Origin of the sequence: Paraburkholderia sp. EB58, assembly GCF_050436665.1 — a bacterium.
Taxonomy (GTDB): Bacteria; Pseudomonadota; Gammaproteobacteria; order Burkholderiales; family Burkholderiaceae; genus Paraburkholderia.
Genome location: NZ_JBNDMQ010000012.1, coordinates 97,852 through 121,972, shown reverse-complemented (window position 1 = coordinate 121,972; position 24,121 = coordinate 97,852). Strand labels below are relative to the sequence as shown.

21 protein-coding genes and 1 tRNA gene are annotated in these 24,121 nt (G+C 62.6%); 11 read left to right on the top strand and 11 right to left on the bottom strand.

Annotated elements, in window-relative coordinates:
- Positions 1 to 362 precede the first annotated feature (362 nt).
- Both otsB and otsA read left to right on the top strand, forming a co-directional pair.
- Complete coding sequence (gene otsB, locus P3T40_RS19325) at positions 363 to 1,112, top strand: trehalose-phosphatase (protein WP_429269334.1); 750 nt, start codon at positions 363 to 365, stop codon at positions 1,110 to 1,112.
- Between the two features lie 67 nt (positions 1,113 to 1,179).
- Positions 1,180 to 2,619 carry an alpha,alpha-trehalose-phosphate synthase (UDP-forming) gene (gene otsA / locus P3T40_RS19320; protein ID WP_429269333.1) on the top strand — a complete coding sequence of 480 codons (1,440 nt, stop codon included), beginning with the start codon at positions 1,180 to 1,182 and terminating at the stop codon, positions 2,617 to 2,619.
- Between the two features lie 99 nt (positions 2,620 to 2,718).
- Here otsA and P3T40_RS19315 read toward each other — a convergent pair whose 3' ends face one another.
- Positions 2,719 to 4,554, bottom strand: a complete 1,836-nt coding sequence (locus tag P3T40_RS19315) for an ABC transporter ATP-binding protein (RefSeq protein WP_429269332.1) — start codon at positions 4,552 to 4,554, stop codon at positions 2,719 to 2,721.
- A gap of 712 nt (positions 4,555 to 5,266) precedes the next feature.
- On the opposite strand from P3T40_RS19315, the gene P3T40_RS19310 reads away from it, so the two are divergent.
- Positions 5,267 to 6,331, top strand: coding sequence for a glycosyltransferase family 4 protein (locus tag P3T40_RS19310; protein WP_429269331.1), 1,065 nt, complete (start codon positions 5,267 to 5,269; stop codon positions 6,329 to 6,331).
- Between the two features lie 231 nt (positions 6,332 to 6,562).
- Positions 6,563 to 7,429, top strand: coding sequence for a hypothetical protein (locus P3T40_RS19305; RefSeq protein WP_429269330.1), 867 nt, complete (start codon positions 6,563 to 6,565; stop codon positions 7,427 to 7,429).
- A 34-nt stretch (positions 7,430 to 7,463) separates the two neighbouring features.
- Here P3T40_RS19305 and P3T40_RS19300 read toward each other — a convergent pair whose 3' ends face one another.
- From P3T40_RS19300 to P3T40_RS19275, 6 genes are all read right to left on the bottom strand, one after another.
- Complete coding sequence (locus tag P3T40_RS19300) at positions 7,464 to 7,739, bottom strand: hypothetical protein (protein ID WP_429269329.1); 276 nt, start codon at positions 7,737 to 7,739, stop codon at positions 7,464 to 7,466.
- Between the two features lie 124 nt (positions 7,740 to 7,863).
- Positions 7,864 to 8,892 carry an alpha/beta hydrolase gene (locus tag P3T40_RS19295; RefSeq protein ID WP_429269328.1) on the bottom strand — a complete coding sequence of 343 codons (1,029 nt, stop codon included), beginning with the start codon at positions 8,890 to 8,892 and terminating at the stop codon, positions 7,864 to 7,866.
- A 34-nt stretch (positions 8,893 to 8,926) separates the two neighbouring features.
- Complete coding sequence (locus P3T40_RS19290; protein WP_429269327.1) at positions 8,927 to 9,352, bottom strand: organic hydroperoxide resistance protein; 426 nt, start codon at positions 9,350 to 9,352, stop codon at positions 8,927 to 8,929.
- A gap of 174 nt (positions 9,353 to 9,526) precedes the next feature.
- Positions 9,527 to 10,099, bottom strand: a complete 573-nt coding sequence (locus P3T40_RS19285) for a TetR/AcrR family transcriptional regulator (RefSeq protein WP_429269326.1) — start codon at positions 10,097 to 10,099, stop codon at positions 9,527 to 9,529.
- Between the two features lie 228 nt (positions 10,100 to 10,327).
- Positions 10,328 to 12,223 (bottom strand): ABC transporter ATP-binding protein, encoded by a 1,896-nt coding sequence (locus tag P3T40_RS19280; protein WP_429269325.1) that lies wholly within the window; start codon positions 12,221 to 12,223, stop codon positions 10,328 to 10,330.
- 373 nt (positions 12,224 to 12,596) lie between these two features.
- Positions 12,597 to 13,604, bottom strand: coding sequence for a zinc-binding alcohol dehydrogenase family protein (locus tag P3T40_RS19275; protein ID WP_429269324.1), 1,008 nt, complete (start codon positions 13,602 to 13,604; stop codon positions 12,597 to 12,599).
- Positions 13,605 to 13,730: 126 nt separating this feature from the next.
- Between P3T40_RS19275 and P3T40_RS19270 the strand changes: the two genes are divergently transcribed.
- The 3 genes from P3T40_RS19270 (at position 13,731) to P3T40_RS19260 (ending at position 15,962) form a co-directional block, all read left to right on the top strand.
- Positions 13,731 to 14,660: a LysR substrate-binding domain-containing protein gene (locus P3T40_RS19270; RefSeq protein WP_429269323.1), complete on the top strand. Its 930-nt coding sequence runs from the start codon at positions 13,731 to 13,733 to the stop codon at positions 14,658 to 14,660.
- A 39-nt stretch (positions 14,661 to 14,699) separates the two neighbouring features.
- Entirely contained in the window at positions 14,700 to 14,885 is a 186-nt protein-coding gene (locus P3T40_RS19265) for a tautomerase family protein (RefSeq protein ID WP_429269322.1), read from the top strand.
- 129 nt (positions 14,886 to 15,014) lie between these two features.
- Entirely contained in the window at positions 15,015 to 15,962 is a 948-nt protein-coding gene (locus P3T40_RS19260; protein ID WP_429269321.1) for an oxidoreductase, read from the top strand.
- A gap of 109 nt (positions 15,963 to 16,071) precedes the next feature.
- On the opposite strand, the gene P3T40_RS19255 is transcribed toward P3T40_RS19260, so the two are convergent.
- From P3T40_RS19255 to P3T40_RS19240, 4 genes are all read right to left on the bottom strand, one after another.
- A tRNA-Val gene (locus P3T40_RS19255) sits at positions 16,072 to 16,146 on the bottom strand.
- Between the two features lie 48 nt (positions 16,147 to 16,194).
- Positions 16,195 to 16,929, bottom strand: coding sequence for a DNA polymerase III subunit epsilon (gene dnaQ, locus P3T40_RS19250; RefSeq protein ID WP_429269320.1), 735 nt, complete (start codon positions 16,927 to 16,929; stop codon positions 16,195 to 16,197).
- 93 nt (positions 16,930 to 17,022) lie between these two features.
- Positions 17,023 to 17,469, bottom strand: coding sequence for a ribonuclease HI (gene rnhA / locus P3T40_RS19245; protein ID WP_429269319.1), 447 nt, complete (start codon positions 17,467 to 17,469; stop codon positions 17,023 to 17,025).
- Positions 17,466 to 18,281: a class I SAM-dependent methyltransferase gene (locus P3T40_RS19240; protein ID WP_429269318.1), complete on the bottom strand. Its 816-nt coding sequence runs from the start codon at positions 18,279 to 18,281 to the stop codon at positions 17,466 to 17,468. The genes rnhA and P3T40_RS19240 overlap by 4 nt, the downstream gene beginning before the upstream one ends.
- Before the next feature lie 19 nt (positions 18,282 to 18,300).
- On the opposite strand from P3T40_RS19240, the gene gloB reads away from it, so the two are divergent.
- The 4 genes from gloB to carA all read left to right on the top strand — a co-directional run bounded on the left by gloB (position 18,301) and on the right by carA (position 23,907).
- Positions 18,301 to 19,092, top strand: a complete 792-nt coding sequence (gene gloB / locus P3T40_RS19235) for a hydroxyacylglutathione hydrolase (protein ID WP_429269317.1) — start codon at positions 18,301 to 18,303, stop codon at positions 19,090 to 19,092.
- Positions 19,093 to 19,247: 155 nt separating this feature from the next.
- The gene (locus P3T40_RS19230) at positions 19,248 to 20,954 is read left to right on the top strand and encodes a transglycosylase SLT domain-containing protein (RefSeq protein ID WP_429269316.1); all 1,707 of its coding nucleotides are present in this window, start codon (positions 19,248 to 19,250) and stop codon (positions 20,952 to 20,954) included.
- A 191-nt stretch (positions 20,955 to 21,145) separates the two neighbouring features.
- The gene (locus P3T40_RS19225; RefSeq protein WP_429269315.1) at positions 21,146 to 22,387 is read left to right on the top strand and encodes an MFS transporter; all 1,242 of its coding nucleotides are present in this window, start codon (positions 21,146 to 21,148) and stop codon (positions 22,385 to 22,387) included.
- A 356-nt stretch (positions 22,388 to 22,743) separates the two neighbouring features.
- Complete coding sequence (gene carA, locus P3T40_RS19220; RefSeq protein ID WP_429269314.1) at positions 22,744 to 23,907, top strand: glutamine-hydrolyzing carbamoyl-phosphate synthase small subunit; 1,164 nt, start codon at positions 22,744 to 22,746, stop codon at positions 23,905 to 23,907.
- Positions 23,908 to 24,121: the final 214 nt, after the last annotated feature.

Below are 24,121 nucleotides of genomic sequence, written 5' to 3'. Positions count from 1 at the left end.
CTCGATTAAAGGGGACGCCCCGCGGGGGCGCCTCGCAAAGGCGCGTCGCGACGCTGAGCGGCTGGCAGATCGCGGCGCTGCGGTTCTCGTGCGGACCTGTCAGCGTGGCTGGGACTGTATCGTAAATTATTGGGGCGCGTCATACACCACCTCGGAGGACCGGCATCGCGGGGCAATTTGACGCCTCCTGATGAAACCGGCCGAGGGCGGAACCTGCGGATTTTGCACGGAATTCGCGCGCCCGGCAGGTGGATTCCGATGCTGGCGTTGCGCTAAGCCTTACTTTCCCGAAAAATAGCGGGATGCGCGGTAAGATGCGCACACTTTTGCGGCTGCGAGCGGCTGAAAGGCAAGATAAACCGATGCAAGCACTTCCGGCTGTTCTGTCTCCCGGTGAGACGGCATTTTTCTTCGATTTCGATGGCACGCTGGTCGAACTGGCCCCCACGCCCGATGGTGTGTTGGTGCAGCCCCAGGTCATCACCCTGCTCACAGAGCTGCGCCGCCTGACGAACGGCGCCGTCGCGGTTGTATCGGGCCGCGGCATCGAGAGTATCGACTCGTTCCTCGGCATGCCCGATCTGCCCATTGCCGGCCTGCATGGCGCCGAGCGGCGCGACTCGAACGGCGATACCCAGCGCATCGGCTTTCATGATGAGCGGCTCCTGCGCATGGAGCAGGTGCTGGCCGATGTCGTCAATCACAATCCGGGCATGCTGCTCGAAATCAAGGGCGCGGCGCTGGCGCTGCATTATCGCAACGCGCCGGACCGCGAGCCGGTGGCACGCAAGGTCACCGAGCGGCTCGTGGCCGACTATCCAGGCGCCTATGTGCTGCAGCCCGGCAAGATGGTCTACGAGATCAAACCGAAAGACGTCGACAAGGGCCGCGCCGTGCGGGCCTTTCTCGAAGAGCCGCCGTTCACCGGCCGCCGGCCGGTCTTTGCCGGCGACGATCTGACCGACGAGAAGGGTTTTGCGGTCGTCAACGAGCGTGGCGGCGTGTCGATCAAGGTAGGCCCCGGCGACACGATTGCGCGCTCGCGGCTCGAGTCGGTCGGTGCGTTGCTCGACTGGCTCGACGCCATCGTCACAGCGGCGCGCGGCGCATGATGCGCGCCCAGTTTCGCTTCAGCCCTTGCTTCATTCCGAACGTCCTTCTGCACGGAAATCGCGCTTCATGAGTCGACTGATTATCGTATCGAACCGGGTCGCGCCGATCTCGGAAGGTGGCCCGGCAGCGGGCGGCCTCGCGGTGGGCGTCTACGATGCGTTGAAGGAAACGGGCGGCATGTGGTTCGGCTGGAGCGGCGAGGTGCTCGCGTCGGGGCAGCCGCAGATCAAGGTCGAAGAACGCGGTCCTGTGACCTTCGCGACCATCCCCCTGATGCGGCGCGACTACGATCAGTACTACCGCGGCTTTTCTAATGCGACCTTATGGCCGGCGTTCCACTACCGCGCGGACTTGCTGCAGTACGACCGGCACGACTTCGGCGGCTATTGCCGTGTCAACACCTGGCTTGCCCAGCAACTCGTGCCGCTCTTGCGCGCCGACGACGTGATCTGGGTGCACGACTATCACCTGATTCCGTTTGCGCAGGCCTTGCGCGCGGCGGGCGTCAAAAACCGGATCGGCTTCTTCCTGCATATCCCGTTTCCGGCGTCGCAGGTGCTGCTGGCGGTGCCGCCACATCGCGAACTGGTCGAAGCGCTCTGCTCATTCGATCTGCTTGGATTCCAGACGAGTCTCGACCTGCGGGCGTTTTGCGACTACATCGTCAACGAGGCGAATGGCACCGTCGAAATTCCCGCTGAGGGACCGCGTGTCGTGCAGGCGTTCGGCCGGACCTTGAAGGCGTCGGATTATCCGATTGGCGTGTATCCGGACGAGATCGCGGAGCTCGCGAAGGCGGGCGAGCGCGGCAAGCCGGTGCGCACGATGAAGGCCACGCTGCATTCACGCAAGCTGATCATGAGCGTCGACCGGCTCGATTATTCGAAGGGGCTGGTGGAGCGCTTCCGTGCGTTTGAGCGGCTTCTCGAACATTCGCCCGCACAGCGCAACAAGGTGTCATTCCTGCAGATCGCGCCGCCCACGCGGGCCGATCTGCATGCTTACCAGGACATCCGTTTGCAACTGGAAGGCGAGTCGGGCCGTATCAACGGCCGTTTCGCCGAGCTGGACTGGGCGCCGATTCTCTACATTCATCGCCAGTATGAACGGCCGGTGTTGGCCGCGCTGTTTCGTACGGCCCACGTAGGTTATGTGACGCCTTTGCGCGACGGCATGAACCTCGTGGCCAAGGAATATGTCTCCGCGCAGGACCCGGAAGATCCGGGCGTGCTGGTGTTGTCCCGCTTCGCGGGCGCGGCGCAGGAACTGGACGGCGCGCTGATCGTCAATCCGGTGGATATCGACGGGATGGCCGAGGCGCTGGCGACGGGGTTGTCGATGCCGCTCGTTGAGCGTCAGGCGCGTTACCGCGACATGATGGTGCAGTTGCGCGAGAACAACGTGTCGGTGTGGCGCGATAACTTCATGCGCGATCTGCAGGCGGCAGGTGCCGCGAAGGATGAAGGCGAGGTGGCGCCCGTGGTTCGCGAGCCCCTGACTGGGTGAGGGCAGGGCGAGCATAAAAAAAGCCGCTTCGATTGAGTTCGAAGCGGCTTTTTACATTCGGGCCGACCGTCACAGCGGCGTTGTTGCCGCCGCCAGGCTTCACACCACGTGCTGTTCGTCGACCTTCTTGCCACCGGCGTGCAGCGTCGCGCCTTTGCCGTACTGCTTCGACAACAGGTCGCGATACAGCCCGGGCCGGTTACGCAGCTCTTCGGGGGTGCCGTCGTCGACGACCTTGCCCGTGCTCATCACGATAATCCGGTCGAAGCTGTTCAACGTCGACAGCCGGTGGGCGATGGCGACCACTGTGCGGCCCACCATCAGCCGGTCAAGCGCTTTCTGGATCGCCTCTTCGGAGGCGCTGTCCAGTGCCGAGGTGGCTTCGTCGAGCAGCAGGATCGGCGCATTCTTCAGGATGGCGCGCGCAATGGCGATGCGCTGCCGCTGACCGCCCGAGAGCTTGACGCCGCGGTCGCCGACGATCGTGTCGTAGCCTTCCGGCATCGCTTCGATAAAGTCCGAGCAACGCGCTTCCCGAGCCGCTGCGAGCACTTCTTCGCGGCTCGCCTCAGGGCGCCCGTAGGCAATGTTCTCGTAGACGGTGCGGTGGAACAGGGCGATATCCTGCGGCACGACGGCAATGGAGTGGCGCAAGCTGTCCTGTGTGATCGAGGCGATGTTCTGCCCGTCGATCTTGATCTGGCCGCCTTGCGTCTCGTAGAAACGCTGCAGCAGCGAGAGCACGGTGGACTTGCCCGCGCCGGACTTGCCGATCAGGCCGACGCGCTGGCCCGGTTCGATATGCAGATCGAAGTGATCGAGAATCGGCCGGCGGCGCGGATATGCAAACGTGACGCTCTCGAAGTCGATACGTCCGCCTTGCGGCACCAGTTCGACAGCGTCCGAGCGGTCCGGCATGCCGTGCGGCTCGAGCAGCGTGCGCACCGCTTCGGCGAGCCGCGCGACGTGCTGCGTGACGTCGACGAGCGCGACGGCGAGGTCGCGCGTGCCGTGCAGAATCGTGAAGCCGAGCGAACTGACCAGCACGATGTCGCCCGAGGTGGCGCGGCCGTGATCCCACAGCCACAGCGCCCAGCCGAGCAGGCCCGCCGACAGCATGGCCGTGATGACCGCGTGCAGCAGACGCAGCTTCTCCAGATAGAGCAGGCTTTGCTGGCGCGCATCCATTTCGGCCTTGACGGTGGCGCCGAAGCGAGCCTGCTCGCGAATCGTCATACCGAACGCGCGCACGAGGCCCATGTTGCTGATCACGTCGACCAGTTCGCCATCCACCGAAGCCGCCTTGGTGGCGAAGTGATGATGACGCGCCGAACCGCGGCCGGCCAGCTTGTAGAGCACCACTGACAGGATCGCGGAACAGAACATCAGACCCGCCGCCATCAACGGATTGACGGCGGTGATCATGACGATGGCGCCGAGCACGGCAATACACGGCGGCAGCACATTCCACGCGGTGGTGTTCTCCGCCGTGTAGACGGCGTTCGACGTGGCCGTGATGCGGCTCGCGAGCATGCCTGGCTGCTTTTCCGAGTAGTACGTGGGCGAGTGGCCGCTCAGATACTGGAACAGATCGCGGCGCAGGTCGCCGGTGACGACAACGAAGGTGTGTGCGGCGACCCAACCGCCGACCCGCCACAGCAGGTTGTCGGCGGCAATCAGGCCGACAAGGATGGCGAACGCGCTCCACAGCGGGCCGGGATGGTGCCGGCCGCCGCCGAGGACGTCGATCAGATGCTTGATGGCATATTGAGAGGCGAGCGCACAACCCACAGCCGCGAACACGCTGCACAGGACGATCGCATGCGCGAGCGGGTGGCGGCGGATATAGCGAAAAAGAAACGCAAGCGGCCTGTGCGCATAGCTCGCAAGCTTTGCGTTGTGGGCGTTACGCTGGGCGATGGTGAGATGTTCCAATTGATCGTGTGGTCGGTGTGTTTCAGGTTATGTCATGCAACGGCATGGGCCACGGGACGCATCGCCACAATAGGCAGATGCTTCGCATTGTAAACACGCAAAAGGCATTCCGCCGTGTTTGAACGGCGACGGGACGCGACTGATTTCGCGATGGGCATCCGCAACACCTTGTTTGCTCGACCCCGCCACGCGGAAGTCGTTCATGCAGATTGCGGAATAATTTCGGGATATAATTACAAACGCCATTCAACGCGCTGCGACTTATGACTGCGCGTGGAAGAGCGGCACGCTAGAAGCATTGACGGGAAAATCTGCAAAAAAACTGCCTGCTGGCCGCGCGCCACAGCCAGTCCCTACTGTAGAACTGTCTTATAAAACAAGGGTTTGCAAAGTGTTTCCGCTTTGTAACAACGTAAAGTGTTTGAAATGTTTCACGCCCTGAGGGACTTCCGGCACCCATAATGCACGCTCGGTAGTCCCACGAAATTCTCTGACAGTTTGTCAACGAGTCTGACGCATGTGCGTTTATGGCACATGTACAGCCTGGTGACGATGATCAGTCTGGGCATCCTTACCAAGCGATCCATCGCAGGATTTCTCGAAGAAAGAGGCCCGCGCCGGTACCTCCGGCACGACTGGCCAGGCGAGCAAAGCGAGTCGCTTTTAACAAACCGCAGTACTTTTGCCTGATTTTTTACGAGGAGTTCTCTCTATGCGAATCGCACAAATCGCTCCGTTGCACGAGGCGGTTCCTCCCAAGCTGTATGGCGGAACGGAACGGGTGGTGTCCTACCTGACCGAAGCACTGGTCGAACAAGGACATGATGTGACGCTCTTCGCGAGCGGCGATTCGCAGACCTCGGCGAAACTCGAAGCTTTCTGGCCGCAGGCCCTGCGCCTCGACCCGACCATCCGCGACGTGATGGCTCCGCACATGCTGCTGCTGGAAGAAGTGCGCCGTCGCGCTGATGAATTCGATGTGCTGCATTTCCACATCGACTACTACCCGTTCTCGCTGTTCGCGCGCCAGCCGGTGCCGTTCCTGACCACGCTGCACGGCCGTCTCGACCTGCCCGAACTGCAACCGATCTTCAACACGTTCAGCGACGTGCCCGTGGTGTCCATCTCGGACAACCAGCGCATGCCGCTGCAGCAAGCTAACTGGTTGTCGACCGTTTATCACGGCCTGCCGGAAAACCTGCTCAAGCCGATCCCCAACGTCAAGCCGAGCTATCTCGCCTTCCTCGGCCGTATTTCCCCGGAAAAGCGCCTCGACACGGCTATCCGCATCGCCGAACAAGCCGGCATGCCGATCAAGGTTGCCGCCAAGCTCGACAAGGCTGACCGCGCGTACTACGAAGAAGTCATCAAGCCGCTGATGTCGCTGCCGCACGTCGAGTACATCGGCGAAATCAGCGAAGCAGAAAAGACCGAATTCCTCGGCAACGCCCACGCGCTGCTGTTCCCGATCGACTGGCCGGAGCCCTTTGGTCTGGTGATGATCGAAGCCATGGCTTGCGGTACGCCGGTGATCGCGTTCAAGCGCGGTTCGGTGCCGGAAGTGATCGAAAACGGCGTGTCGGGCTTCGTCGTCGAAGATGAAATCAGCGCGGTCGCTGCCGTCAAGCGTCTCAACACGCTGCCGCGCGAAACGGTGCGCAAGGCGTTTGAATCGCGTTTCTCGTCGAAGGTCATGGCGCAGAACTACGTCGCCTCGTACGAAGAGTTGCTGCGCCAGAAGCGCCGCACCGTGCTGCGCGAAGTCAACGCAGGCTAAGACTTCCCTAAGTCACACCGCTTCGGTGCTGCCTTCTGGCGGCCCGCAAGCGCCAACAACGCCCCGCGTGTGTCAAGCACGCGGGGCGTTGTTGCATGCGCGCCGCGCATTTATCGCGGAATCGTCTGAAAGTGGCGTTTTGGGGGCAGCAACCGTGAGGCGTCTCGGTAATATCCCTATAATGGCCGTGCCGCAAATTTGGCGCGGCGTCGTCAACGACCGGAGGATGCCTTGGCGAGAACGAAAGAGACGCGTGCGAACGCGGCGCCCGGCGCCGGAACGATTTTCGCGTTGCGCGCCATCGGTCTCGTGATTCTGGCTCGGTGGCTGTTTTCGATGTCGGGAATGGACATCGTCTCATCGCTCTCCGCGATGGCCTCGTCGCCATGGGCCTGCATCAACCTGGTCTTTCTGTTCCTGCTGATTTTTTTGCCGGGCGCGCGCGCCCAGGCCGAGCGTCCGTTTCATCCGCTGCCGCAATGGCTGCGGCAGGCGTTGCGGCTGTTCGCTTTCCTTGGATTCCTGTTCGCGGTTTTTTCGGTGGGCGCCTTTGTCTGGAGCGCAGGCGGCCGGCGCGCGATTCATGCGGTGGCCGCCACCAACGGGTGGTTGGTGGCGGCGCCGGCCCTGTACGCGGCGGTGCTGTGGATCTGCCGTCCGCGTGCGCTGTGGCGCACCAACGTGGCGGCGCGCCGCTTCGCGATAGGCCGTTACGCGATTTCCGTCGACGTGGCGACGCGCACCGTGGTCGTCTGGGTGGAAAGCCGCAAGCTCGGTCAGTACGATGCCCGCGAACTGTCGGTGCACTGGCCGGATGGACAGGGCGATGCGAATGCGGCGCTGGTTGCAGCACCTGCGGCAGTGCTCGACACGGCGGAGGTGGTGACTGCGGCGAGTATCGGTTCGGCTTCGGCTGCGGCGGTGCCGGGGGCTGCGGCGCACGCCGGCTGGCTGCACCGGCGGCCCAAGGTGGAGTTGCATTGGGACTCCCCCGCGGCTGCGGGACATAACCATCAGACCGTATTTCGCGCGGCGCTTGTTACGGAGGGCGACCGTGTCGCTGCACGGGCGCTCGATACATCGCTGCGCCAGGCCTGATGTTCGAGCATCTGTTTCCGGTCAAGGGTGCCGCTTAGTGACGGGCGTAGTACGCTTGCCCGCTCACGCTCTGAGCGCGATTGCCCGACTCCGAAACTACACTCGCGACGCCGCCGTATGCGTTGCCATTCGCGCCGTACGCGGCCTGCTCAACTGCGACCGTCTGCACGCTCGGGCCACGTTGCGATGCCGGGGCGCCGGCGATCGGGTTATACGACGGTGCCGGGCCGTAGCCGCTGCTGGCAAATGCGGGGGCGGCCACTGCTGCGGTAACGGCGACCAGAAGGGTTGCGATGAGATTGCGGTTCATGAGGTTCACTCCAATGTAGATTAAATGTCTTGTGAGTCCGGCAGTTCTCCGTTGCGCGGAGACGGCGGCGCAGTGCTGCTCGGCGACTGCGCCGCTGTCGGACTAACAGGTTCTTGCAAGGGTCTTACTTCAGGCGCGACTGCAACTCGTTGGCGAGCTGTTTGATCGCGGCCTTTGTCGGTGCGTCTTCGGCGAGCGCGTTGAGCAAACCGAAGTCGTGGATCGTGCCGTTGTAGCGCACCGTGGTCGCTTCATCGCCCGCTTCGTCGAGCTTGTGGCCGTACGCTTCGCCTTCGTCGCGCAGCACATCGGACTGCGCCACCTGAATCAGCGCTGGCGGCAGGCCCTTCAACTCATCCAGAGAAGCACGCAACGGCGACGCGTAAATCTCGTTACGCTGTTTCGGGTCCTTGGTGTACGCGTCCCAGAACCACTTCATCATCGGGCGGGTCAGGAAGTGGCCTTCCGGATAGGCGTTGTACGAACCGTCATTGAAATTGTTGTCCGTGACGGGCCACATCAGACCTTGAAAGCGGATCGCGGGGCCTTGCTTGTCCTTCGCCATCAGCGAGACCACCGCGGCCATGTTGCCGCCCACGCTATTACCGACCACTGCGAGACGGCTGCCATCCACCCCGATCTCGTTACCATGCGCTGCGACCCATTTGGTGGCCGCGTACGCCTGGTTGATCGCCACCGGATAGCGCGCTTCGGGCGATGGCGTGTAGTTGACGAACACCGCCACCGCGCCGGATTGCACCACGAGGTCGCGAACGAGGCGCTCGTGAGTCGGGAAGTCGCCGAGGATCCAGCCGCCACCATGGAAGAACATGAAGACCGGCGGCGTACCCGTGATGCCTTGCGGCCGCACGATGGTGATCGGCACCGTGATGCCGTCCTGCTCGATGGTCTTGTTCGACACATCGATGCCCGACAGATCGACCTTGACGCTGTTCTGCGCACCTACCAGCACCGCCCGTGCTTGCGCCGGGGGCAAGGTGTTGATTGCCGGTCCCGTGCCGCTGTTGAGCGCCTGCAGGAAGTGGCTCGTCACCTGATCGGGCGTGGCGGGTGCCGCCGGGGTCGCGGCGGCGGCGAAGGTCGTGCTGGCGGCGAGAGCAGTGGCGAGCAGCAGGGGCTTGATGGTCTTCATGATGGCTTCGGTCTGTGTGGTTGACGTTTGGGACTTAGGCGATCGTCAGCGTGACGTCGATGTTGCCGCGGGTTGCGTTCGAGTACGGGCAGACGATGTGCGCCTTGTCGACGAGGGACTGCGCCGCTTCGCGCGCCATGCCGGGCAGCGAAATCTTCAGTTCGACTTCGATGCCGAAGCCGTTCGGAATCACGCCGATACCGACGCTGCCGTCAATCGAGACGTCCGCCGGAATGGCGATCTTGTCGCGTGCGGCGACGAACTTCATCGCGCCGAGGAAACACGCGCTGTAGCCGGCAGCAAACAGTTGTTCCGGATTCGCGCCTTCGCCGCCTGCGCCGCCGAGTTCTTTGGGCGTAGTCAGCTTGAAGTCGAGGTTGCCTGCAGGCACAACGGCACGACCGTCACGGCCGCCAGTGGCGTGGGCTTGGGCGCGATAGAGAACTTTTTCGAGGGACATGGTGAAGCTCCTTTAAGTAGGTTGGGTTGCCAGATTTGTGCTATCTACTACTAGATAGATTCAACTGCGAAAACAACAGCGACTTCTCTTTTACATCTATGTGTTATCTATCTACTCAAAGGTAGATAACACGGCCAAACAAAGAGGCGGACTAACCACCTCGTATTCAATGCCTTACCGTAACCGCGCAATTCTCACCGAAGCCTCGACATCTTCAAGCCGGGCCTTGGTGTGAAACAACCGGGCCGCCAACACGCTGCCCTGAAAAGACGCGAAGAGCGCGCGTGCCGCATTTTCCGGTTTGCCGTTCACCGCCAGCGTCCCTTCCTGCGCGCCTTGCGCGAGAACTTTCGCGAGCCAGTTTTCGTTTGCCTTGAAAAACGCCTGCACAGCTTGCCGGATGTTGTCGGGCAGTGACTCGATGTCTGCAGCCAGCATGCCGCACAGGCAGATCTGGTTGCCGTCACCGAGAGTCCTGCCGAACAGCTTCGCGTACTTGCTGAGCTTTGCATCGGCCGGCAACGAAGCGTCCACAGCGTGGAGGGCGTTGAGTACTTCCTTGCTGTACTCGTTGACCGCTTCCATTACCAGATCGTCTTTCGACGGGAAGTAGTAGTGGATGCTGGAGGTCTTTACGCCGACCAGACTGGACAGATCCCGGTAACTAAAACCGTTGTAACCGCGCAGCATGATGAGCGTGATTGCGTGGTCGAGAATCTGTTCGCGGACTGTCGTTGTCGTTTCCATGGAGTGAACTTTATCTACTGGTAGATAGATTGTCAAGCGTCGGTGCCCAAAATTTTTCGAGAACAAAGAGGGGAGGGTCTGCGGGGTAAAAAGGCCGGCGTATGGGCATACGCCGGCATGAGTGATTCCTGATGCTTGTGGATTGTGGCGGAACTCAAATCGGCGAAGCCGCCGGTTTCAGGAGCCTTCAGATGCGGGCGCCACGCGACCCCCGCATCCTCCGGCCGGTTACTCTCCTACCAGCATTTCCGAGTCGTCGATCTGCCTCGCGCTGGCGCTCACGCTTGCGTTAGCACCAAGCGCCGCACGCCTGACGTCCGGCTCGGACAGGCCCTTGATCAACTCGAGCGCCTGGCGTTCGAACAGCCGGCGGTACAAGCCTTTCTCGAGCTGGATCAGCGCTTCGTGACTGCCTTCTTCGATGACCTTGCCCTTGTCGAGCACCAGCAACCGGTCGAGCGCGCGCACGGTAGACAGCCGGTGCGCGACGACGAGCGTCGTACGACCCACCATCAGCCGTTCCATGGCCTGTTGGATCAGCACTTCACTTTCACTGTCGAGGCTCGAGGTGGCTTCGTCCAGAATCAGGATCGGGGCGTCAGCGAGGAACGCCCGCGCAATCGCGACCCGCTGGCGCTCGCCGCCCGAGAGCTTGACGCCGCGCTCACCCACCAGCGTGTCGTAGCCGCTAGGCAGCGTCACGATAAAGTCGTGGGCGCTGGCGAGCTTCGCCGCACGCTCGATCTCGGCGCGAGTGGCGCCGGGACGCGCATAGGCGATGTTCTCGGCCAGTGTGCGGTGAAACAGCACTGGCTCCTGCTGCACGATCGCGATCTGGCTGCGCAACGACGCCTGACTGACTAGAGCGATGTCTTGCCCATCGATCGTGATGCGGCCGCCCGAGACGTCATAGAGCCGCTGGATCAGCTTGATGAACGTCGTCTTGCCCGAGCCCGAATGCCCCACCAACCCGACGCGCTCACCCGGCGCAATACGAACGGAAAAGTTGTCGTAGAGCGGCGTAGCAAGCGAGCCATAGTGGAACGTCACATGCTCGAAGCGGATCTCGCCCTTACCGATGGCGATCGGACGAGCACCGGGCTTGTCCTCGATACCGAGCTGCTGCTTTTCGAGCGCCACCAGTTCTTCCATGTCGTTGACCGAGCGCTGCAGGTTGCGGATGTGCATGCCCACTTCGCGCAGGTAGCCCTGCAACATGAAGAACATCGTCAACGCGAACGTGATGTCGCCTACGCTCGCTTCGCCGCGCGCCCACAGGAGCAGCGCCGCGCCAAGGATCGAGGCCTGGATCAACACCAGCATGCCGCCTTGCACGCCGCCATTGAGCGTACCGCGCACCCACGTGCGTTTCGTGCGATGACGCCACTTGCTGATGATGCGGGCGAGCAGCACTTCTTCGCGCACTTCGGCACCAAACGCCTTGACGACCGTGTTGCAGCTCACGGCATCAGCCAGCGCGCCGCCCATCTTCGTGTCCCAGGCATTGGCGAGACGCGCAGCGGGCGCGACGAAGCCGAGCGACAGCATCGCCGTGACCGAGATGTAGATCAGCGAGCTGATGCCCACGACCGCACCCATCAGCGGCCAGCGCACGCCGAGCAGCACGGTGGAGCCCACCAGCATCACGAGCGACGGAAACAGCGCGATCAGCAGCGTGTCGTTGAGGATGTCGAGCGCCCACATGCCGCGCGTGATCTTGCGCACGGTCGAACCGGCGAAGCTATTGGCATGCCAGTCCGTCGAAAAGCGCTGCACCCGCTGAAACGCATTGGCGGCGATCTTGCTCATCATCTCGAGCGTCAGCGGGATGATGTTCATGAAGACGCCTTGACGTAGTAGCGTGGCGCCGAGTCCGAGTCCGGCCAGAATGCAGAACGCCGTGACGGCGGCGTGCCACGCGGCTGGGTTGCCGGCTGAGCCTGAGGCAATCGCGTCGACGAGGTGCCCTGCAAACATCGGCGTGAGCACGTCGGCCAATGCCGAGAGCAGCACCAGCGAGGTGACGGCGAAGATACGCCAGGGTTGTTCGCGCCAGTGGCGAAAGGTGAAGCCCAGGACGTCCTTAAAGGCTTGTCCGCGAAAGTCGAGTTTTTTAGTAGTCATTGGTCACGGCCTGGGGACGCAGAGACCCCGGGATTCCAGTCAGGAGCAATAGGAATAGACAGCCGCAGCGGGCCAGAATGAACTGGCGTACTGACTTTGGACCGTCTGGAAAATGCGCAGGCTTGCCAAAATGGCTGACCTGCGTAGGCGACTAGTTAAGGTCGCGAGGCCACGTAAAGAGTGGCAATGTGCACGCTGAACAACATGTGATGCCTCCCTTTAGTGTTGAGTGAAGTGAAGAAGATGTTGATCGGAGCTAATGTCCGAGGTTCGAATATATAGCGGGTTTATGGCGGTTGCAAGAGCGCGTTGCCTGGATGTGGTTGATTTGATACGAGGAATGAGGCGGGGCGTGTGGCCCCGCCTTGGCGACTCAAAACCCTTCGAGAACAATCTTGCCACGCGCGCGATTGCTTTCAATGAGCGCGTGGGCGCGCCGCAGGTTTTCCGCGTTGATCGTGCCGAAGTGCTCGCCAACCGTCGTGCGCAGCGTGCCGGCATCGACCAGCGCGGCAACGCGCTCGAGGATCTCGTGCTGGCGAATCATATCCGGCGTTTCGAATAAAGGCCGCGTGAACATGAGTTCCCAGTGCAGCGAAATCGCCTTCAACTTGAGCGGCATTGCGTCGAGCGTTTTCGGATCGTCGATGAGACCAAGCTTGCCTTGCGGCGCGAGCACCTCGATGATCTGGGCATAGCGCTCCTCGGTATGCGTGAGGCTCGCAACATAGCGCACCTGCGCAACGCCGATCCGGCGCAGTTCTTCTTGCAGCGGGCGGGTGTGGTCGATGACGTCGTGCGCTCCCAGATCGCGAACCCATTCTTGTGTCTCCGGTCGTGATGCCGTGCCGATCACGCGCAACTTCGTCAGCTGCCGCGCGAGCTGAACGAGAATCGAGCCGACGCCGCCAGCCGCGCCGATGACCAGCAGCGCATCGCCGTCGCCTCCGCCCTCGGCAACGCCGAGACGATCAAAGAGCAGCTCCCAGGCCGTGACTGAGGTGAGCGGCAACGCAGCGGCGTGCGCGTCATCGAGCGTGGTGGGTTGATGACCGGCGATACGCTCGTCGACGACGCCGTACTCAGCATAGGCGCCCGGACGGGTGACCGAGCCGGCGTAAAACACGTTGTCGCCAACCTTGAACAGCGTGACGGCCGCACCGACGGCCTCGACTATCCCCGCGGCATCCCAACCTAGCAGTTGCGGCGTCTCGCCGAACAGTCCCGCGCGGACTTTGGTGTCGACGGGGTTCACTGCGATGGCGCGGATTTTCACGAGCAGATCGTGCGGTCCCGGCGCGGGCTTCGGCAATTCCGTTTCGTAGAGTGCGCGCGGATTTTCGATCGGCAGCCCGATCTGGTCGTAAACGATGGTTTTCATCTATTTTGCTGGCGTGGTGTTCGGGACGAGCCGCTGTGGGCGACTCGGACAGCCTTCGATGATGCGCCGCACCAGCCACTCGAAAAACAGGGAGAATCGGGTAGAACTTTCACTACGGGAATGAAAATGATCCGGTTCGACGACCTGGCGCTGTTCGTGCGCACCGCCGCGCTCGGCAGCTTCTCGAACGCAGCCCGCGAAGCGGACCTGCTGCCGGGCCAGGTCAGCGCGGCAATTCAGAGGCTCGAGCGCGAACTCGACATACGTTTGTTCGCGCGCTCGACGCGCAGCCTGCGTCTGACTGCCCAGGGCGAGGAATATCTGCCGTACGCGAAGCAAGTGCTCGCGACCTTGCAGGAGGGGCGCGAGCGTCTGCGTGGTGAGGCGGACGCGCTGCAGGGGCTGCTACAGATTGCCGCGCCGTCGGATCTGGGTCGCAATGTTCTGCTGCCCTGGATCACGGCGTTTCGCGAGGCGCATCCGAAGCTGTCGGTGCGGCTGTTTCTGTCCGATCAGCTGACCGACATGTTTCGCGATCCGGTCGAGGTCGCCATCCGCTACGGGCGTGCCGAAAACGCGAGCTACGTCGCGTTGCCGCTTGCCAGCGACAACCGGCGTGTGCTCGTCGCGTCGCCCGCTTATCTGCAACGGCATGGGCGGCCGCGCACGCTGGACGAACTGGCAGCACACCACTGCCTGCTCTACGTGGTGGGCGGCCGCATCTACGATAAATGGGTATTTCCAGTGGCGGGCGAACTCCGCCAGGTCGCCGTCGCCGGGTCACTCGTTTGCGACGACGCGGACGTGGCACGACGCTGGGCGATCGAGGGGCAGGGGATTGCATATAAATCGTGGCTCGACGTGTGCGCCGACGTGCGGGCGGGCCGACTCGAAGTGCTGATGCCTGGGCAGCCCGGCGAGGCGGCACCTCTGAATCTGATCTGCACTCATCGAAAGCAGTTCTTTCCCGCGATCCGGCAGTTGCATGAAGTGCTGAAGGAGCGTATCGGGGCTTACGGTGCTGTTGCCAACGTAGAAACCTTGGCGCCGCTATGATTGCGGCTGCAAGTCCTTGCCAATCCGTTGGAGAACGTTATGCCGGAAGTCATTGTTTATGCAGTAGCAGGACGCTCAGCCGAGCAAAAGAAAGCGCTGATGACGGGGATCACCAAAGCGGTGGTCGACAGCTTTGGTGTCGAAGCAGAGCGGGTCGTCGTGCAGATTGTGGAGTCTTCACCAGACTCCAAGTCACGCGGCGGGATTCCGTTCAGCGAGCGCTAGCGCGCAAATCTTGAACCCGTATGGCGGACGCGGCTCTACTCATCCGGAGACGTTCGCCATGCGGCTGCTCAGGACCGTTTGTGGTGGTGGTCCGCCTATCGCCTTTACCCCTCACGACCGGCAACGAACATGAGCAAACCGTGGAGTCCCGACGACATCGCGCCCCAGACCGGCCGGCGCGTCGTCGTCACAGGCGCGAACAGCGGCATCGGCTATCACGCGGCCGCAATCCTGGCGAGCCATGGCGCTGAGGTTGTGTTCGCGTGTCGCGACGAACAACGTGGCGCAGAAGCACTCGCCCGCCTGCGGGCGCGAGTGCCTGAGGCCCGGGTGCGGCTTGCTCAGCTCGACCTGGCGAGCCTCGCCTCGGTGCGCGCCTTTGCCGATTGTGAGCTTGCCCTACGCCAGCCGCTCGACCTTCTCATCAATAACGCAGGCGTCATGGCGCCCCCGCGACGCCTCGAAACTGCCGACGGCTTCGAGCTGCAATTCGGCACCAACGTGCTTGGGCATTTTGCGCTGACCGGCCTCCTGCTGCCCGCGCTCGAGATGGCCGCGGACAGCTCGCCCGAACGACCTCGCGTGGTAACGGTCGCCTCAATCGCACACAAGCAGGGCAGGCTCGACTTCGACGACCTTCAGGCAACGCGACACTACGGACCGATGCCTTCCTACCGGCAGTCGAAACTGGCCAACCTCATGTTCGCGTTCGAACTCGACCGGCGTCTGCGCGCGGTCCGATCGCGGGTAATGTCGGTTGCCGCGCATCCTGGTGTCGCCAACACGAATCTGTTTCGCAGCGGCGACCATTCGGCGCTTAGCCGGGCTGCGCGGGCCGCCCTCAGCGGCTTCATCGGCGCCTTGCTGAACAGCGACCAGGCTGGCGCGCTGCCGACGCTCTACGCGGCGACCGCGCGCGATGTCGTCGACGGCGGTTACTACGGCCCGCTCGGCCTGTTCGAGATGCGTGGCGAGCAGGTGGGACCTGCAAAGGTCGCGTCTCAGGCAACGGACGAAGCCGATGCCCGGCGACTCTGGCAGATCTGCGAGACACTGACGGGAACGGCGTTCAGATAACTGCTCGTTGTCCCGGGTACGCAGGCCCGGGCAAGCTATGTTTGGTGCAAATAAAAAGGCCCTGAGACTTTCGTCTGAGGGCCTTTATCTCTTGCGGGTCACGCGAATCTGGTGGGTGGTACAGGGATTGAACCTGTGACCCCTGCCGTGTGAAGGCAGTGCTCTACCGCTGAGCTAACCACCCGAAGAGATTCGAATTATGTCAGAGGATCTTGGACTCGTAAAGTACTTTTTAAGCAGTTTGCTCATCGGCGGTTGCAACGGGTTGAAGACGCCAAACGCTCGTCCCTTTGACCGCCTTGTCGAGGCCATCGAGCACGGCCTGATGCGCAGCAATCTCCTCTTCGCTCGCGACGATCACCGGCAGTTCGAGCGAGTTGAGCGCCACACGCGGTGCACCTTCGTCACCACCCCGCGATGTCTCGCCCAGCATATCGATGACGAGGCTCTCCTGGCCGCGCGTCATCGCCAGATAAACTTCCGCGAGCAATTCCGAGTCAAGCAACGCGCCGTGCAGCGTACGGTGCGCATTGCTGATGCCGAAGCGGTCGCACAGCGCATCCAGTGAATTGCGCTTGCCAGGGAACATCGACTTGGCCCGCACCAGCGTATCGATCACTTCACCGCAATGCGAGCTGAACGGCGGCAGCCCAAGCAGTCCGAACTCGACGTCGAGAAAGCCGATATCGAACGGTGCGTTGTGGATGATCAGATCCGCGCCCTGGACGAAATCGCGCAACTCGTTGGCGATCTCCACGAACTTCGGCTTGTCGCTCAAAAATTCGGTGGTGAGCCCGTGGACGGCGAGTGCGCCCGGATCGCTGTCGCGTTCCGGATTGATATAGAAGTGCAGGTTGTTGCCCGTGAGCCGGCGGTTCACCAGCTCGACGCAGCCGATTTCAATAATGCGGTCGCCGGTGCGCGCATTCAGGCCGGTGGTTTCGGTATCGAGGATGAGTTGACGCATGTCGGATTAGCCCGCTCTAAAAATTGGCGTGGGGAAAACATAAAAGCATAAGCGCGGCAGCAGACTGCCAACGCGGGAGAGCACAAGCGCGCCTCAAATCTCCGCCAGCGACGCGACACCGCGATTGGCCAGCGCATCGGCGCGCTCGTTCTCGGGATGCCCCGCGTGACCTTTCACCCAGCGCCACTCGATCTCGTGCTGCTGGACGGCGATATCGAGCCGCTTCCACAGGTCGGCGTTCTTCACCGGCGTCTTCGCGGCAGTTATCCAGTTTTTCTTCTTCCAGCCGTGGATCCACTCGCTGATGCCTTTCTGAACATATTGCGAGTCGGTGTGCACGACAGCTTTGACCGGACGCTTCAACGCTTCGAGCGCGGCGATCACCGCCATCAGCTCCATGCGGTTGTTGGTGGTGTTGGGTTCGCCGCCGAACATTTCCTTTTCCTGCGCGCCGAAGCGCAGCAGTGCGCCCCAGCCGCCGGGGCCAGGGTTGCCCTTGCAGGCGCCGTCGGTATAAATCTCGATGAGTTCGGACGTCATTTTCTCTGATTGCGTGTGTTCGGGGTGGCGGCGGGGGCGAGGCCCGCTGCGAGGACGGGCTTTTTCACCTTCAGTGGCCCGATGAGACGCATGCCGCGCACGCGCTTGATCGCCTTCACCATGTAAGTGGCGCCGAAGATCGGCCACCAGCGGTCGCCGGCGGCTTCCATGAAGCCGTAGCGCGCGAGCCACTGGTCGCTCATGAGGGGCGGACGATAGCAGCCGAAGCGTCCGCGTTCAAGATCGAAGCCGAGCAGTTTAATCCAGTCCTTCAGGCGAGTGAACGCGATCAGGTCGTGCGTCGCCGGTACGAACGGGCGGCCCGTGACCTTGCCGACCGATTGCCGGGCGCCCCACAGCGATAGCGAATTAAAGCCGAGAATGATCAACTGGCCTTCCGGCATCAGCACGCGTTCGGCCTCGCGCAACAGCCGGTGCGGGTCGCGGGTGAATTCGAGCGTATGGGGCATGACGATCAGGTCGACGCTCTGCGCCTCGAACGGCAAGTCCAGCAAGTCGCACCATACCGCGCTGCGGCCCAGCGGTGCATGTTGTTCGGGCGTGGCAGCGCCTGCCGCGCGCGGAAAACGATACGGCGCGCTAGCTCCGCTGGCGGCGTCCAGCACCAGACCGCGGCATGGCATACGGTTCTCGCGCAGCGCGTCGAGCTGCGGCAGGCCGAGCTGCAGCGCGTGATAGCCGAACACGTCCGACACCACTCGGTCGAGCTGCGCCTGTTCCCACTCCAGCACGTAACGCCCGGGTGGCGAATGGGTCCAGGCGGGCCAGTCTATAATGGTTCGGTTAGACATATTAAAGATTGCGTCGCCTATGAATGCGCTCGAGTACGTACCCGTCCCGGCGTTTGAAGACAATTACATCTGGCTCGTGTCGGACGGTCACCATGCGGTGGTCGTCGATCCGGGTGAGGCCGCTCCGGTTCGCGCCTATCTAGCGAAACGGGGCTGGCAGTTGAGCGCTATTTTACTCACGCACCATCACCAAGACCACGTCGGCGGGGTGGCCGATCTGCTGAATGGCCAGGCCGTGCCCGTCTACGGTCCGGCCGGCGAGTCGATCGAGCATCTGACCTACCGCCTGAAGAGCGGCGATCACGTGAGCATCGCCGCGCCGGCGCTCGAGCTAAGCGTGCTCGACGTGCCCGGCCATACGAGCGGCCATATTGCCTACTTCCAGGCGGCCGATCCCGGCGGAACACCCCATGTGTTTTGCGGCGACACGCTGTTTGCGTGCGGCTGCGGCCGGCTGTTCGAGGGCACGCCGGCGCAGATGCTCAAGTCGCTGGACGAACTCGCCGCGCTGCCTGGCGCGACCCAGGTCCACTGTGCGCACGAGTACACGCTGTCGAACATCCGCTTCGCGCTGGCGTGCGAGCCGGACAATCCCGATCTGCAGGCGTGGCGCGATAAGGCGACGGCGCTGCGCGAGCGCGGCGTGCCGACCCTGCCCACGACGATCGAGCACGAGAGGGCGGTCAACCCGTTTTTGCGGGCAGACAGTCCGGCAATCCAGACTACGCTCGCCGAACAGTTGCATGAAACGACGTCCGATCGTTTGACAGCCTTCACACTGTTGCGAGAATGGAAGAATAGGTTCCGCTGACCCGCGGCTTCATGGGGCCATGTTCACCTTAAATTTCGGCAAAATCTGCCAAGCCTAAGATTTACCTAGGTTTTTCGTATATTTCCGATTGACGTAAACGTTTCGCTTTCGTACTATCGGCTGCAAATTCCAGCACTGTGGAAGCCGAGACGTTCATGAGATTTATCTTTAGTGCGTTGTTGGTCCTGATGCTCGCCGCGTGCGCGAGCCAGGGGCCGACGACGAGTAGCAATATCACCACTCCTAATCCTGCCAGCCAGCAAGCCGTAGCCGACGCCCTTCGCAATACAGCCGCTGCCAAAGAAACGATCGATGTCGATCAAGGTTCAGTCGATCAGTTGACGAGCCCGGACGCCGATCTGTGGGCACGGATTCGCCGTGGTTTTCAGATGCCTGACCTGCAAAGCGACCTCGTCGACATGCAGGCCAACTGGTACGCCCAGCGCCCGGAATACGTTCAGCGTATGACCGAGCGATCGCAAAAATACCTGTATCACATCGTCGAAGAACTCGAGCAGCGGCATATGCCGACCGAGCTCGCGTTGCTGCCGTTCATCGAGTCGGCCTACAACCCGCAGGCGCTGTCAGTCGCGAAGGCGGCCGGCATGTGGCAGTTCGTGCCGGACACGGGCCGTACCTACAACCTCAAGCAGAACATGTGGCAGGACGAGCGTCGCGACGTGCTCGCTTCCACCAGCGCCGCGCTCGACTATCTCTCGCGCCTGCACGACATGTTCGGCGACTGGCAGCTTGCGCTGGCGGCGTACAACTGGGGCGAGGGCAACGTGCAGCGCGCGATCGCGCGCAACGAAGCGGCGGGCTTGCCCACTGACTATCAGGACCTTCGCATGCCGAACGAGACGCGTAACTACGTCCCGAAGCTGCAGGCGGTCAAGAACATCGTGATGAATCCGCAGGCCTTTGGTCTGACGCTGCCGTCCATTCCGAACCACCCGTATTTCGTGACGGTAACTACCGCGCACGATATCGACGTGGAAGTGGCGGCCAAGCTCGCCAACATGACGCCTGACGAATTCCGTTCGCTCAACCCGTCGTTCAAGAAGCCGGTCATCCTGGGCGCGACGCAGCCGCAGATTCTGCTGCCGTTCGATAATGCGAGCGCTTTCGAACACAACCTGAAGGCCTACACCGGTAATCTGTCGTCGTGGACGACTTACACGGTGACCGAGCGCGCTGCGCCGGCGGCGATTGCGCAGAAGATTGGCGTCGACGCGGACACACTGATGGAAGTCAACAAGATTCCCGTCGGCATGCGCCTGAAGCCGGGTTCGACGATCGTCGTGCCGCGTAGTGACGACGGCAACGACGACGAAGACATCAGCGCCGACGTCGCCGAAAGCGCCGTCCTCGCGATGGAGCCGGACGTTCCCGACACACGCAAGATGCTGATTCGCGTGCGTCGCAAGCAGACCATGGCGGCGCTGGCGGTTCGCTACGGTGTATCGGTTGGGCAATTGAAGGGATGGAATCGCACGCATCGCGACCAGGTGAACCCGGGTCAGGTGATCGTGCTGCACGTGCCGGTTGGCAAGGCCATGCCGAGCGAACCCGGTCCGGAGCGGATCGCGACCAGCGTGCAGGGCGGCGGCGTCGAGCGGATCGGGACCCAGGTCACAGACACGAAGAACGATTCGCGCTACGATAAAAGATCAGGTCGTGGCCGCACCGCTGTCGTAAAGGTGTCGGATCCGGCGGGCAAGGCCAGCAAACCGTCAGCGTCGAGCGCCGCTCCCAAGGGCAAGATGGTGAAAGTGGCGGCGCCGGTCACGTCCAGCAAGGCGTCGAAGGCTGCGGCAGTAAGCCGCCCGAAGACTGCGGCCAAGACGAAGAAGGGAAATTAAAGCAAAGCGGCTCCCACGGAAGTGGCCACATGCGTTGCGGGGGCAGCGCATGAATTGCGCTCCGATCACTTCTCGTTTTTCAACGCCGTCACCTCTGGTGACGGCGTTTTCGTTTCAGGGTCTTTGTGCCCAGTCCTTGCGTTTTCCTTTATCGTTCCACCTTTCGTCTGACCTGAATCTGCTGCCCGCCTATGTCGCCCACCCAGCTTCGCGTGTTCCTGCTGTTTTCCGCGGGCTACTTCGTCTCGTACGTGTTTCGCGGCGTCAATCTGGGCTTTGCGCCGCTCATTACCCATGATCTGGGACTATCGGCGGCCGATCTCGGGCTGTTGACGAGTCTCTATTTCCTTGGTTTCGCGGGCGCGCAGCTTCCGGCGGGCGTACTGCTCGACCACTTCGGCTCGCGTCGCGTCACGGCCGGCACGCTGTTGTTTGCGGCCACGGGGATCTGGGTATTCGGGGCGGCGCACAGCATCGCCATGATGATGCTCGGGCGGCTGTTGATCGGTGTGGGCGTGTCGGTCTGTCTGGGCGCGGCGTTCAAGGCGCTGGCGCAGCATTTCGAAGCCGCCCGGCTGCCGTTGATGAACGGGTTCGTCATGGCGGTTGGCGGACTGGGCGGCGTAGCCGTGGGTTCGCCGCTGACCTGGGTGCTCACTTTCGCGAGCTGGCGGGCGGTGTGCGGTGCGCTCGGCGTGCTGACGATCCTTGTGGCGCTCGCCTTGTGGACGCTCGCGCCGGAGACCCGCGACAGTCACCGCCAGGCGAGCCTCGGCACGCAGTTCAAAGGCACGTGGCATATCCTCAAAAGCCCGGCGTTCTGGAAGATTGCGTCGTTTTCGGTGGTCACGCAGGGCGTGTTCTACGCCATGCAATCGCTGTGGGTGGGCGCGTGGATGCGCGATGTCATGGGCCTCGCGCCTCGCGAGGCGGCGGCTCAGGTGTCGATTCTCGGCTTTGCGATGATGGCCGGTTGTGTTGGTTTCGGCGCCGCGGCGCGCGGTCTGGAAAAGCGCGGCGTATCGCTATATGCCTTTTGCGGGATCGGGATGGCGCTTTTCGTCGTCACCCAGTTGCTCATCATGTTGGGCGCCCCGTTGCCTGCGGGACTGCTGTGGGCCGCGTACGGCGTCTTCGGCGGTACGGGCATCCTCAGCTACGCAGTGCTGGCGCGGCATTTCCCGGCGCATCTGATCGGCAGGGGCAACACCACGCTCACGCTGATTATCTTTCTCCTGATTTTCGGCTTCCAGATCGGCGTCGGCGCGGTGCTTTCGCTGTGGCCGGCGACGGCCGGCCACTATCCGGCCGCTGCACACCTCACCGCGTGGGGCATACTGGTCGCGTTACAGATTGCCAGCGCGATCTGGTACGTATTGCCAAGCCGAGTGCTGGCAAAACCCGTCCATCTTCAAACTGAGCATCATTCTTGATGCCGGCGGCGTGAGAGCCAAGCTGGCAAAGGCGCCGAGGCGTCGCGCGCGGTCTTGCACCCCGTTCTGCTGCCATCTCGGATTTGGAGAGAAGGGCATTTTCGGGCTATAATTACAAGGTTTGAGCTTATCAACCCGCACCCTAGCGCCTACCTCTCCCACACCGTTCATCCGCCGCGCGCCGCCGACGCACCGCACCCAGCCGATCAGTCCACACAATGGATCCATCGCGCCCTTGCGACGTCAGCCGCGGTACGCGAGCGAGCCTGCGCGCGCATCCACTGATGCGCCTCGCTGCGGCTCGCACGGCTCGGATAGACAGGTCGGCATCAGGGTGTTCCCCCAAGGAGTCTCCCGTGTTGCCGTCTTTTTCTCCCGCTCTGCTCGCGCTCGCCGACGGCACGGTCTTTCGTGGCTACTCGATCGGCGCCCCCGGCCATACGATTGGCGAAGTCGTTTTCAACACCGCTATCACCGGTTATCAGGAAATCCTGACTGACCCGAGCTACGCGCGTCAGATCGTGACCCTCACGTATCCGCACATCGGCAACGTCGGCGTGAACGCCGAAGATGTCGAAGCCACCAAAGTCCATGCCGCCGGCCTCATCATCCGCGACCTGCCGGTTCTCGCGTCGAACTTCCGCATGGAGCGCACGCTCTCCCAATACCTGCAGGACGAAGGCGTGGTCGCCATCGCCGGTCTGGACACCCGCAAGCTGACGCGCGTGCTGCGCGACAGGGGTGCGCAAAACGGCGCGATCCTGGCCGGCTCGGATGACCAAGCCCGTGCCATCGAACTCGCGCGCTCGTTCCCGGGCCTCGCCGGCATGGATCTGGCGAAGGTCGTGTCGACGAAAGAATCGTTCGAATGGACGCAGACCGAGTGGCGTCTGGGCGAAGGCTACGGCACGCAGAAAGCGCCGAAGTACCGCGTGGTCGCGTTCGATTACGGCGTCAAGTACAACATCCTGCGCATGCTGGCCGAACGCGGCTGCCACGTCACCGTGCTGCCGGCGCAAGCTACCGCGGCTGACGCGCTCGCGCTCAATCCGGACGGCGTGTTCCTGTCGAACGGCCCCGGCGACCCGGAGCCTTGCGACTACGCGATCGCGGCCACCAAGGAACTGATCGAGCGCGGCGTGCCGACCTTCGGCATTTGCCTCGGTCACCAGATCATGGGCCTCGCGGTGGGCGCGAAGACCATGAAGATGAAGACGGGCCATCACGGCGCGAACCATCCTGTGAAAGATCTGGACGACGGCCGTGTGGTGATCACGTCGCAGAACCACGGCTTCGCGGTCGACGCCGCCACGCTGCCTGCCAACGCGCGTGCCACGCACGTGTCGCTGTTCGACGGCACGCTGCAAGGCTTCGCGCTGACTGACAAGCCGGCCTTCTGCTTCCAGGGTCACCCGGAAGCGTCGCCTGGCCCGCACGACATCGCTTATCTGTTCGACCGCTTCACCGGCTTGATGGACCAGAAAAAGGCCGGTACGACGGCAGCCGCAGCGGCGGCTTAAGGCGTCAGCTTATGTGGTCGCCTAAGAAGGTGTCCACATATGACGCACACGCCAAGCGGAGCCCCGGAGGGTGTAACACCGGGCCGCTCGCGCAGGCGAACAGAACAGAGCGCGCCGCCGCAGGCGCATCGGGAGGCCACCAGCAGCAACGGCCCCGGCAGCAGCGGCGAAGCGCGCCAACGGAAAGAATTCAGGAATACATTAGCGAGAGCGT